The sequence below is a fragment of the Streptococcus infantis genome, assembly GCF_047465525.1.
GTDB classification, from domain to species: domain Bacteria; phylum Bacillota; class Bacilli; order Lactobacillales; family Streptococcaceae; genus Streptococcus; species Streptococcus infantis_R.
In genome coordinates, this window is record NZ_JASGZS010000040.1 from 1 (window position 1) to 12,366 (window position 12,366).

10 protein-coding genes and 2 pseudogenes are annotated in these 12,366 nt (G+C 37.9%); 8 read left to right on the top strand and 4 right to left on the bottom strand.

What is annotated here, in order from left to right; all coding sequences use genetic code 11:
- Positions 1 to 90, bottom strand: a pseudogene (locus tag QM374_RS10095) (integrase); the annotation flags it as partial.
- Between the two features lie 293 nt (positions 91 to 383).
- Here QM374_RS10095 and QM374_RS10100 point away from each other — a divergent pair.
- Positions 384 to 896: a methyltransferase domain-containing protein gene (locus tag QM374_RS10100; RefSeq protein WP_250317695.1), complete on the top strand. Its 513-nt coding sequence runs from the start codon at positions 384 to 386 to the stop codon at positions 894 to 896.
- Here the strand turns inward: QM374_RS10100 and QM374_RS10105 are convergent.
- Positions 893 to 1,876, bottom strand: coding sequence for a hypothetical protein (locus tag QM374_RS10105; protein WP_371559108.1), 984 nt, complete (start codon positions 1,874 to 1,876; stop codon positions 893 to 895). The genes QM374_RS10100 and QM374_RS10105 overlap by 4 nt on opposite strands.
- Before the next feature lie 392 nt (positions 1,877 to 2,268).
- Here QM374_RS10105 and tnpA point away from each other — a divergent pair.
- Positions 2,269 to 2,727, top strand: a pseudogene (gene tnpA, locus QM374_RS10110) (IS200/IS605 family transposase).
- 140 nt (positions 2,728 to 2,867) lie between these two features.
- On the opposite strand, the gene QM374_RS10115 reads toward tnpA, so the two are convergent.
- Complete coding sequence (locus QM374_RS10115) at positions 2,868 to 3,053, bottom strand: hypothetical protein (RefSeq protein WP_414311659.1); 186 nt, start codon at positions 3,051 to 3,053, stop codon at positions 2,868 to 2,870.
- A gap of 118 nt (positions 3,054 to 3,171) precedes the next feature.
- Between QM374_RS10115 and QM374_RS10120 the strand changes: the two genes are divergently transcribed.
- The 6 genes from QM374_RS10120 (at position 3,172) to ezrA (ending at position 11,882) form a co-directional block, all read left to right on the top strand.
- Positions 3,172 to 5,625: a bifunctional DnaQ family exonuclease/ATP-dependent helicase gene (locus tag QM374_RS10120; protein ID WP_414311660.1), complete on the top strand. Its 2,454-nt coding sequence runs from the start codon at positions 3,172 to 3,174 to the stop codon at positions 5,623 to 5,625.
- Between the two features lie 32 nt (positions 5,626 to 5,657).
- Positions 5,658 to 6,881 (top strand): FtsW/RodA/SpoVE family cell cycle protein, encoded by a 1,224-nt coding sequence (locus tag QM374_RS10125; RefSeq protein WP_049549695.1) that lies wholly within the window; start codon positions 5,658 to 5,660, stop codon positions 6,879 to 6,881.
- Between the two features lie 10 nt (positions 6,882 to 6,891).
- The gene (locus QM374_RS10130) at positions 6,892 to 7,443 is read left to right on the top strand and encodes a DJ-1 family glyoxalase III (RefSeq protein ID WP_414311661.1); all 552 of its coding nucleotides are present in this window, start codon (positions 6,892 to 6,894) and stop codon (positions 7,441 to 7,443) included.
- Between the two features lie 105 nt (positions 7,444 to 7,548).
- Entirely contained in the window at positions 7,549 to 8,112 is a 564-nt protein-coding gene (locus tag QM374_RS10135) for an HAD family hydrolase (RefSeq protein ID WP_414311662.1), read from the top strand.
- A gap of 14 nt (positions 8,113 to 8,126) precedes the next feature.
- Positions 8,127 to 10,073 (top strand): DNA topoisomerase (ATP-hydrolyzing) subunit B, encoded by a 1,947-nt coding sequence (gyrB, locus tag QM374_RS10140; protein ID WP_414311663.1) that lies wholly within the window; start codon positions 8,127 to 8,129, stop codon positions 10,071 to 10,073.
- Positions 10,074 to 10,154: 81 nt separating this feature from the next.
- On the top strand, positions 10,155 to 11,882 hold the full coding sequence (gene ezrA / locus QM374_RS10145; RefSeq protein WP_414311664.1) for a septation ring formation regulator EzrA: 1,728 nt from the start codon (positions 10,155 to 10,157) through the stop codon (positions 11,880 to 11,882).
- A 195-nt stretch (positions 11,883 to 12,077) separates the two neighbouring features.
- Here the strand turns inward: ezrA and QM374_RS10150 are convergent.
- Positions 12,078 to 12,366, bottom strand: a 289-nt coding sequence (locus QM374_RS10150) for an IS3 family transposase (protein WP_414311665.1), incomplete at its 5' end; no start/stop codon positions are given.

Genomic DNA, 12,366 nt, shown 5'->3' on the forward strand with positions numbered 1-12,366 from the left:
ATCATTTTTATAAGCTCGAATCGTATGTGAACTCAAACGTTTATGAGTTTTGCAATAATCTAAGTAAGTAGAAATAAGTTTATAATCCATGAAAATCTCCTTCATCAATAATCATGCTATTATAAACCTATTTGGGTGCTTTGTATAGTGATAATAAATAGTTATCGGTAGGAGAGTTACAGTGAATACTAAAGTAGATTTAGTTGAAATAGAAAAGTTTTATAATGAACATGAAGTTATCTGGTATAACAATTGGTATAGATATACGAATAAGTCAATTGATTTATTTTTAAAGAAAAACTGTACTTTTACTAATGATGAAATTATTCTGAATGCCGGATCTGGGGGGGAATACATACGGTTTATCAGGATACACAATCCATATGGATATTGCTGAAAAAACATTAAGTGCAGTCTCTAACAAAATTATTGGGAATGTAGAGAACATTCCTGTTAACGATAAGTACTTTGACCATATTATCTGTGTAGGTTCGGTGATAAATTATTGTGATGCCAGCAAAGTGATTAGTGAATTTGAGCGTGTGTTAAAAGTTGATGGTACTTTATATTTAGAATTTGAACCTAGCAATAGTTTCGAGTATTTTGGAAGTAATAAATATAAAAAATCCGTCTCTATAATTGAAACGGATTACTTAAAGACTAGACATCGTAATTGGATTTTTTCTATAAAATATATTGAAAATTTATTGAAATCACAAGGATTTCAAATTAATAAAAAACAGCAATTTCATATAATAAGTTCTATCATTCTGAGAATAACAAATAACTACGATTTTGCAGCAAAGTTCACTAGACTAGATAAGATTTTTAAATTTTTTCCAGGAATCCGGAACTGTTCTAGTAATATAATTTTGAAATGTACTAAAATTCACTAGACAGTATCTTTTTTTAGTAAGAACGGGAGTATGCTAACGATTATGCTAGAAATTCCACCAATTATTGGGGTAAAGCTTGTAGTTGTATCAATTCCAAAATAATTAAATACTTTATAATATATAATGATAACAATTGGAAAGACGAATATTGATATAAACATAGATGTTAAACTATGGTTTAGTTTCTTTTTAGGTGCAGGTAGCTTTTCAACGCTACCTGCACTTTTGATTTTATCTTTATGAACTTCAATAAACTGCAATGGTTCAGGCAACTCTTCAAGTTTATTTTGAATACTAGCAAAAGTATTTTGGATTTGCTTATTGTATTGAAGTCTTTCACTTTCACTAAAAAACGGTGTATACCAATTTATATAGTATTCAAAATATAAAGATTGGATAATTCTAATATAAGTCTCTTTGGGAATCGTCTTTATGTTAGTATTTGAATTAATCATTAATTTAGCTTCGAAGCTGCTGAACTCATTATTAATCCCTAAAGGTGGTGTATGGTAATCAGCATCTATAGTGAAAAAATTCTCTATTGATAGAATAGTTTTAAATATTTTACTCTCATCGTCAACTTCAACTCCGTTATTCTTATTACTGATTTCACAAATGAAATATGTGACCTCTAATAAGCTTGATATAAACATTCTAAGTTCATTTAAATAGCTAAGGTAAGTATTATTTTTTCTGTATGCATCTTCAACAGCTATATACTCAATTACGACTGTTTTAGTGGACTTTAAGTATGTACACATTGCTAAGCCAATATTTGTATCATTTAGGAAGAGAGAAAAAAAGTAGCTCTCAAATTCTACAGTTTTATTATCTAACCAATATGTTAGCTCATTTGTGTTTGTTCTAATGTCTGAAGGAGTAACTCTTGAATAAATCTTAACAGAATCAATATAGTCAATATCGGATGATGACTCAATTAACTTAATTTTGTAATTATTTTCAAGATATTGATTGCTCATTTTTCATTCTCCTACCGATAACTATTTATTATCATTAGTATACCATAAATTCATCTTTAGTAGATTGATTTGTATAATGATTTTTTTAGTTAAATTTAAATAGCAAACTATGATATTGGTCAACGAGAGCTTAAAACACGATTTTTAAATTATATCTAATACTTTTGATTTAATTACAAACTTGAAACAATGGGGTATTAGTATAGGTTGAAGGAAATAAGTACAAATTTATTAGAAAATCAAGATTTCATAGAATTAGCACGAAAAATTTCAATTTTAGAATTGTATTCTCTAATGATTTTGAATCGGTCTTTTTTATTATATGGCTTTCAGTTCGTCTCACTCCGCTAGGTGCGAGATGAAAAAAACACCCACTATGTGGGTGCGTATAGATGGTTATATCCAAAAACTCCAAACGCGATAAAATAAGGGTGTTCAAGCTTAAGTATAGACGAAAAGTCATCTATAATCAATATCGAAGTAGTTTATGAGAGATATTTCATCGCTTGTGTAGTTATAAAGGAATTGAAATTATCGATGGTCACTTAATGCCAGACCATGTACATATGTTAGTAAGTATTTCTAGTTTCATCGGTTATTTAAAAGGTAAAAGAGCACTCATGATGTTTGATAAACAAGTACAAGTTTGGGAATCGGTATTTTGGGGCAGAAGGTTATTACTTAAGCACAAGTAGTGCTTAATGAAGCCACAATTAAGAAATGTATTCAAGATGAGAGAAATTATCCAGTGGATGATTTCTTCACAAGTATGAAAATTTGGGAACGAGTAAAGCATGATATAGTACTAGATAAATGAATATGAGGATCCCTTTAGGGATAGTGATAAGTAGTACTAAAGCCTCTTTAAGAGGTAAGTAATGAGTCAAGAGCAATGAGCTTTGAACAAAGTGAAAGGCAGCGTTTTTAGGCGCTGACTGGTAATTTATCTTATAGCCCTAGTACCAACCACCCGTTAGACGGGTGGTTATGATTAGAAGAGGCCTTTGACCTTATTTACAAGACCGTTAAGTCCTTCTGAGCCTGAAACCAAAGCTTGTGCTTGGTTAAGATACTCACCGAGTTGGTCCTTATTTTCTTCGACAAAGGTTTTTGCGGCAGCCAAATCTTTTTTCTCGATTAGCTCTTTTACTTGATTAAACAAACCTAATGGGTTCATGATGTCCCTCCTTTTCTACACTTCTATTCAATCATTTTTGTTCAAAACTTGCAAGAAACTTGATCCTTCAAATCAAGTTCATGGATGTCAAATGCTGTAAATTTTGATATAATTTTTAATGATGAATTTTAGAAATGATCGGTATGTTGTCGTGGATTTAGAAGCGACCAGTACCGGAAGCAAGGCAAAAATTATCCAAGTAGGAATCGTGGTCATTGAAAATGGCGAGATTGTTGACCAATATGCCACGGATGTCAATCCCCACGAACCTTTGGATTCTCATATCAAAGAATTAACGGGCTTGACCGACCAGCGACTAGCAGAGGCACCAGAGTTTTCTCAGGTGGCTGGAAAAATTTTTGACTTGGTCAAGGACGGTGTTTTTGTTGCGCACAATGTTCAGTTCGATGCCAATTTGTTGGCAGAATTTCTCTTTTTTGAGGGCTATGAATTGCGCACTCCCCGTATCGATACAGTCGAGTTGGCTCAGGTGTTTTATCCTCAGCTGGAAAAATATAACCTGGGGATTCTCTGTCAAGAGTTGGGTATTTCACTAGAAAAAGCCCATACTGCCCTATCAGATGCCCAAGCAACAGCAGAACTCTTTCTCTGTATGCGACAAAAAATGTTTCAACTGCCAAAAGGCTTATTGGAGCGCTTGTTAAGTTTGTCAGATGGTTTATTATATGAGTCTTATCTGGTCATTGAGGAAGTTTATCAGAAGCAGTCCATCCTAGTTGAACATGACTTAGTTGAGGTGCAGGGTCTGTTTTTGAAAAAGGAAAAACCAGCCCTTTCTCCACGCAAACTCTCAAAAGATTTCCAAACCAATATTGCCTTGTTGGATTTGGAAGATAGAGCCCCGCAAGCTAGCTTTGCTCAAAAGGTTCAAGATTTTCTACAGAATGAGAAAATTGCCTTTGTGCAAGCTCAGACTGGAATTGGAAAAACCTACGGCTATTTGTTGCCGGCTTTAGCGTTGGAAAACGAAAAAGGAATCCTCATCAGTGTTCCTACTAAAGTTCTACAAAATCAAGTCATGCAAGAAGAGGCTCGTAGATTGGAAGAGGTCTTTCACCTTTCGATTCATAGTCTCAAAGGACCACAAAATTACTTAAAACTAGATGCCTTTCACGCAGCGCTAGAGGAAGAAGAGTCCAATCGCTTGTACACACGTTTCAAGATGCAACTTCTAGTTTGGTTGACTGAAACAGAAACGGGGGATCTAGATGAGATTGGCCAGCTTTACCGTTACCAGCAATTTTTGACAAACTTGGTGCATGATGGTAATCTTCCCAAAGCTTCTCTCTTTTGGTTGGAGGATTTTTGGAGACGGGGGCAGAAAAAAGCTCGCTCTTGCCAGCTACTTGTGACCAATCATGCTTATCTCGTTACCCGACTTGAGGACGATCCCAGTCTACTAGAGGGCCGTCTCTTGATCTTGGATGAGGCCCAGAAGATCTTATTAACCTTGGAAAATCTTTCGCAGAAGAGTTTCGTTTTAAACGACATAGTAGACCAGCTAGATCAAGCCTTAGTTCGAGAAAAAGGAACTCTTCAGAGACGCTTGATGGAGAGTATTCGCTTTGAGTTTTGTCACTTGATGGATCAGTTCCTATCTGGTAAGCGTAGAATGTGCCCTGCGACAACCATGGCACAACTCCAACAGGATTTCTCTGAGCTAGACGTTCAAGGTTTCCAGGACTATCAGCGATTTTTCTGCACTAATGGAGAATTTTGGCTATCAGCCTCAGACTTGTCTAGCAAGAAGGTTGTCATTTCTTCCAGTTGCAATCAACGTCTGCTCTTTTCACAGATTTTTCCAGAGACTTGTCAGCTATTAGCTGTCTCTGCGACCTTGGAAATTAGTAGCAGAGTATCTTTACCAGAACTAATGGGATTCCCGCATGCAGCTTTTGACAAATTAGATGAGAATTTTCAAGAAAATCAAGAAATTTTGGTTGTTAAGGATTTTCCATTGGTGACAGAAACCTCTCAAGAAGACTATGCTCAGGCTCTTGTAGAAGTGCTGGAAGATTTGTCTTATCTTGAAGAACCCATGCTCGTGTTATTCACTTCAAAAGACCTTTTGTTGAAGGTATCAGACTCTCTATCTCTGACTCATCTAGCTCAGTATAAGAACGGAGATCCTGCTCAACTCAAGAAACGATTTGAAAGAGGGGACTCTCAACTCTTACTAGGGACAGGAAGTTTTTGGGAGGGAGTTGATTTTGCGACTCATCCTCGAGTGATTGAAGTGGTGACACGCTTGCCCTTCCAAAATCCAGAAGATCCCTTTACGAAAAAAATGAATCAGGAACTGCGTCTTGAAGGGAAAAATCCTTTCTACGACTATCAACTGCCGATGGCTATTATTCGCCTAAAACAAGCGATTGGTAGAACCATGCGTCGTCTTGGACAGCGTTCCTCTGTCCTTATCTTGGATAGCCGAATGACAAGCAAACGATATGGAAAGCAGATTAGCAAGGCTTTGTCACAGACTAGTCGAGTGAGAGAAGTTGGCAAAGAGCAAGTATTCTCAAAAGTTCAAGAATTTTTACACAAACAATGAAATAAACATCTGAAAGAATGAAGGAGACCTTTATGAAACGTTCTCTCGACTCTCGGGTCGATTATAGTTTGATTTTACCAGTATTCTGTTTGCTAGTGATTGGAGTGGTGGCTATTTACATTGCTGTCAGCCATGACTATCCACATAATATTTGGCCTATTCTCGGTCAGCAACTAGCTTGGATCGTATTGGGAATTTTTATCAGCTTTGTAGTCATGTTCTTTAATACAAAATTTTTATGGCAGGCGACTCCCTATCTTTATGCCCTAGGTCTAGTCCTCATGGTCTTACCCTTGGTTTTCTATAACCCTAGTTTGGTCGCAGCAACGGGAGCAAAAAACTGGGTATCAATCGGTGGAGTGACGCTTTTCCAACCTTCCGAATTCATGAAAATTTCCTATATTTTGATCTTGGCTCGGGTCATTGTTCAATTCACACAGAAACACAAGGAAAGTGAACGAACGATTCCTTTAGACTTCCTCTTGATACTGTGGATGATTATCTTCACGCTACCAGTTTTAGGTTTACTGGCCCTGCAGAGTGACTTAGGAACAGCCTTGGTCTTTGTCGCAATCTTTGCGGGACTGGTCTTGCTTTCTGGGGTATCATGGAAAATCATCATTCCAATTTTTGTAACAGCTGTATCGGGAATTGCAGGATTTTTAGCAATTTTCATCACAAAAGATGGGCGTGCTTTCATACATCAAATCGGGATGCCAACCTATCAGATCAACCGTATCCTTGCTTGGCTCAATCCCTTTGATTATGCACAAACGACCACCTATCAACAAGCGCAAGGGCAAATCGCCATCGGTAGTGGAGGCTTGTTTGGTCAAGGCTTTAATGTATCCAATCTCCTCATTCCCGTTCGTGAGAGTGATATGATTTTTACAGTCATTGCAGAAGATTTTGGTTTTATCGGCTCTGTCCTCGTAATTACACTTTATCTTCTACTTATCTATCGAATGCTAAAAATCACTCTCAAGTCCAATAATCAATTTTATACCTACATTTCAACTGGCTTCATTATGATGCTCTTGTTCCATATCTTTGAAAATATCGGTGCGGTGACAGGTCTGCTGCCACTGACAGGGATTCCTCTGCCATTTATTTCCCAAGGGGGCTCAGCCATTATCAGTAATCTAATTGGTGTTGGTTTGCTTCTATCGATGAGTTATCAAACGCATCTAGCCGAAGAAAAGAGCGGTAAGACAAGATTTAAACGGAAGAAAGTTGTTTTGAAAAAAGTTAAATAAGGAGTAAATCATGGCTAAAGTAGCAGTTATCTTAGCAGATGGCTTTGAAGAAATCGAAGCCCTAACAGTTGTGGACGTATTACGTCGTGCCAATATTACTTGTCATATGGTTGGTTTTGAAGCCCAAGTGACGGGATCACATGCCATTCAAGTACAAGCTGATCGTGTGTTTGATGGTGATTTATCTGACTACGACTTGATTGTCTTACCAGGGGGTATGCCAGGATCAGCAAATTTACGCGATCATGAACTTTTGATTGCTGAACTTCAAAAATTTGAGCAAGTTGGTAAAAAAGTAGCAGCCATTTGTGCAGCACCAATTGTACTGAATCGAGCTGGTCTCCTCAAGGATAAAGAGTTCACCTGCTATGATGGTGTCCAAGAGCAAATTGCTGATGGTCACTATCGCAAGGAAACAGTAGTTGTTGATGGTCAGCTGACTACTAGTCGCGGGCCAGCAACTGCCCTTGCCTTTGCTTATAACTTAGTGGAACAACTTGGTGGAGATGCAGATGCTTTGAGAGAAGCCATGCTCTATCGTGATGTGTTTGGATTAGATTAACTAAAACGAGAGGAATCTATCAATTAGGGGATTCTTCTCGTTTTTTACTGTTAAAATAGAAGGAAATCGTCGCTTTTTTGATAAAAAAATGCTATAATGAAGGGTATGAAATATCACGATTACATCTGGGATTTAGGTGGGACTTTACTTGATAATTATGAGACTTCGACCGCTGCTTTTGTGGAAACATTAGCTCAATTTGGAATCGAAGAAGAACATGATAAAGTTTACAATGCCTTGAAAGTGTCAACTGCTTTTGCGATTGACCAATTTGCCCCAACAATAGAGCATTTTTTAGAAAAATATCAGGAAAATGAAGCGCGAGAGCTTGAACATCCTGCCTTGTTTGAGGGAGTACCTGCTTTATTGGAGGAAATCTCAGACCAGGGAGGACGGAACTTTTTAGTTTCGCATCGCAATGACCAAGTTTTGGAAATCCTTGAAAAGACTGGAATTGCTGACTATTTTACAGAAGTAGTAACAGCTAGCTCTGGCTTTAAGAGAAAACCAAATCCAGAGTCTATGATCTATTTGCGAGATAAGTACAAGATAAGCTCTGGCATCGTTATTGGTGATCGTCCTATCGATATTGAAGCTGGACAAGCGGCTGGCTTAGCGACGCATCTCTTTGAAAATATCGTGACATTGAGACAAGTATTAGAAATGTAAGAAAAAGGGAAAAAATGACAGAAGAAATCAAAAACCAACAGGCACAGGACTATGATGCCAGTCAGATTCAAGTTTTGGAAGGTCTGGAAGCCGTTCGTATGCGTCCTGGAATGTATATCGGGTCGACTTCAAAAGAAGGCCTACACCACCTAGTCTGGGAAATCGTTGATAACTCTATCGATGAGGCCTTGGCGGGATTTGCTAGTCATATTCAGGTTTTTATTGAGCCAGATGACTCTATCACGGTTGTTGATGATGGACGTGGTATCCCTGTTGATATTCAAGAAAAGACAGGCCGTCCTGCCGTTGAAACTGTCTTTACTGTTCTTCACGCTGGAGGTAAATTTGGCGGTGGCGGATACAAGGTTTCAGGTGGACTCCACGGTGTAGGTTCATCCGTTGTAAATGCCCTCTCAACTCAGTTGGATGTTCGTGTTCACAAAAATGGAAAAATCCATTACCAAGAATACCGTCGTGGACATGTTGTTGCTGACCTTGAGGTGATTGGAGATACAGATAAAACAGGTACAACAGTACACTTTATTCCAGACCCAGAGATTTTTACAGAAACAACAACTTTTGATTTTGATAAATTAAACAAGCGGATTCAGGAGCTAGCCTTTTTGAACCGTGGCCTTCAAATCTCCATCACTGACAAACGTGAGGGACTTGAACAAACAAAACACTACCACTACGAAGGTGGGATTGCGAGCTATGTTGAGTATATCAATGAAAACAAGGATGTCATCTTTGATACGCCAATCTACACTGATGGAGAAATGGATGATATCACAGTTGAAGTAGCCATGCAGTACACAACCGGTTACCATGAAAATGTCATGAGTTTCGCCAATAACATTCATACACATGAGGGTGGAACACATGAACAAGGTTTCCGTACAGCCCTAACCCGTGTCATTAACGACTACGCTCGTAAAAACAAACTCCTCAAAGACAATGAAGATAATCTAACAGGTGAGGATGTCCGTGAAGGATTGACTGCCGTTATCTCTGTGAAGCATCCAAATCCGCAGTTTGAAGGACAAACGAAAACTAAACTTGGAAATAGTGAAGTTGTCAAGATTACTAACCGCCTATTTAGTGAAGCATTTTCAGACTTCCTAATGGAAAATCCACAGATTGCTAAGCGGATTGTTGAAAAAGGGATTTTGGCAGCTAAGGCGCGTGTAGCAGCCAAGCGTGCGCGTGAGGTTACTCGTAAGAAATCTGGTCTAGAGATTTCAAACCTTCCAGGGAAATTAGCAGATTGTTCCTCAAACAATCCAGCTGAAACTGAACTTTTCATCGTCGAAGGAGATTCAGCGGGAGGTTCTGCAAAGTCTGGTCGTGACCGTGAATTCCAAGCGATTTTACCGATTCGCGGTAAAATCCTCAACGTTGAAAAGGCCAGCATGGATAAAATCCTTGCCAATGAAGAAATCCGTAGCCTTTTCACAGCTATGGGAACAGGCTTTGGTGCTGAATTTGATGTTAGCAAGGCCCGTTACCAAAAACTCGTTATCATGACGGATGCCGATGTCGATGGAGCTCACATCCGTACCCTCTTGTTAACCTTGATTTATCGTTATATGAAACCCGTTTTAGAAGCAGGTTATGTTTATATCGCTCAACCACCAATTTACGGTGTTAAGGTCGGCAGTGAAATTAAAGAATACATCCAACCTGGAGCAGATCAAGAAATCCGTCTACAGGAAGCCTTGGTTCGCTATAGTGAAGGACGTTCAAAACCAACTATTCAGCGTTATAAAGGTCTTGGAGAAATGGATGACCATCAACTTTGGGAAACAACTATGAACCCAGAACATCGTCTCATGGCGCGTGTATCAGTTGATGATGCTGCAGAAGCAGATAAAATCTTTGATATGCTCATGGGTGACCGTGTAGAACCACGTCGAGAATTTATTGAAGAAAATGCTGTTTACAGTACGCTTGACGTTTAAAAAAATTTGGAAATAGTTCCCATGGTTTGAAAAATATGATATAATCATTACAATTGTTTCAAGTATAAAAAGGAGTTTGATATGTCTGATAATCTGTTGATTATTATTATGATTGTAATCGCGACTCTTCTGATCATTGCTTATGTTGTAGCGATTTTGTTACGCAAACGAAATGAAAAGAGGCTCGCAGTACTAGAAGGAAGAAAGGAAGAGTTGTATAACCTTCCAGTTAACGATGAAGTTGAAGCTGTTAAGAATATGCATCTGATTGGTCAAAGTCAGATTGCATTTAGAGAGTGGAATCAAAAATGGGTAGACCTATCACTCAACTCATTTGCGGATATTGAGAATAATCTGTTTGAAGCAGAAGGCTACAATAATTCATTTCGCTTTTTGAAAGCTCAACACAAAATTGATCAAATTGAAAGCCAAATTACCCTTATCGAAGAAGATATTGCTTCCATTCGAAATGCTTTGGCAGATCTAGAAAAACAAGAATCCAAAAATAGTGGTCGTGTCTTGCATGCTTTAGATTTATTTGAAAGCCTGCAGAAAACAGTTGCAGAAGATTCTGAGAAATATGGTCAAGCACTTCCTGAAATTGAAAAACAATTGGAGAACATCCAATCAGAATTTTCTCAATTTGTGACGCTAAACTCTTCAGGAGATCCAGTTGAAGCAGCAGGAATTTTAGATAATGCTGAAAACCATATTCTCGCTTTAACACATATCGTAGAGAGAATTCCAGCAATTGTTACTAAACTAACGACTGAACTCCCTGATCAACTTGAAGATCTAGAGGCTGGCTATCGTAAGTTGCTTGATGCCAACTATCACTTTGTAGAAACTGACATTGAATCTCGTTTGCAGTTATTGTATGAAGCATTGAAGACCAACCAAGAAAATATCAAAAAATTGGAATTGGACAATGCTGAATATGAAAATACTCAGATTCAAGAAGAAATCAATGCTCTTTATGATATCTTCACGAGAGAAATTGCTGCACATAAGGTTGTTGAGAACTTGTTAGCAACACTTCCAACCTATCTTGACCACTTAAAAGACAACAATCAGGTATTGGTGAAAGATATTGAACGCTTGAGCAAAACTTACTTGATGTCTGAGAGTGATGTAAATCACGTTCGTCGTCTTCAAGCAGACCTAGATTCTTTAGATATCACCATCAGCGATATGACCTCAGAACAAGAGGAATATTCTGAACCCTACTCTGTATTAGAGGAACGTTTAGAAAATATTCAAGCTGCATTGAAGGAAATTGAAGATGATCAAGTTTCGGTTAGTGAACGACTAGTGCAGATTGAAAAAGACGATGTCAATGCTCGTCAAAAGGCAAATGTCTACGTTAATCGACTCCACACCATTAAGCGTTACATGGAAAAGAGAAATCTTCCAGGAATTCCACAGAACTTCTTGAAATTGTTCTTTGCTGCTAGCCATAGTACTGAGGATTTGATGGCAGAGTTGGAACAGTCACAAGTCAACATTGAGTCTGTTAATCGTATCCTAGAAATTGCATCACATGATATGGAAGTTTTGGAAACAGAAACTTACAGTATTGTGCAATATGCAACCTTGACAGAGCAATTGCTTCAATATTCTAACCGCTACAGATCATTTGATGAAGGGATTCAACAAGCCTTCCATGAATCTTTAGAAATCTTTGAAAATGCCTTTGATTATCAAGCATCTTTCGAAAAGATTTCCCAAGCTTTGGAAGTAGCTGAACCAGGAGTAACAAATCGCTTTGTTTCTTCATATGAAAAAACAAGAGAAATCATTCGATTTTAATTAAGAAAAGGCGGTGGGAAAGAAATCGGTAGACAAAGTCTCGATTTCGTAGTCCCAGCCCCGCGAAGATGATTAGGAGTTTTTGGAGTCTAAAAGACGAACAAAAAGTCCAATCGGCTACCGCGTCAAAGTTTGATTGCAAATAAAAAGTGAGGTAGGGATCTTGTACTGACCCCAAAAAGTTAGACAATTAATTTATTCAAAGGATTTAGTTCTGTATTGCACAGGACTGAGTCCTTTTAGTTTTACCTTAATTCGTTTGTTGTTGTAATAATCAATATAGTTTACAATAGCTTGTTCCAATTGATTAAGTGATTTAAACGTCTTCTCGTAACCATAAAACATTTCCGCTTTCAAAATGCCAAAGAAAGATTCCATCATGCCGTTGTCTGGGCTGTTACCTTTACGTGACATAGATGGCTGAATTCCCTTACTCTCTAAAAACCTGTGATAAAAATCGTGTTGATATTGCCATCCTTGATCA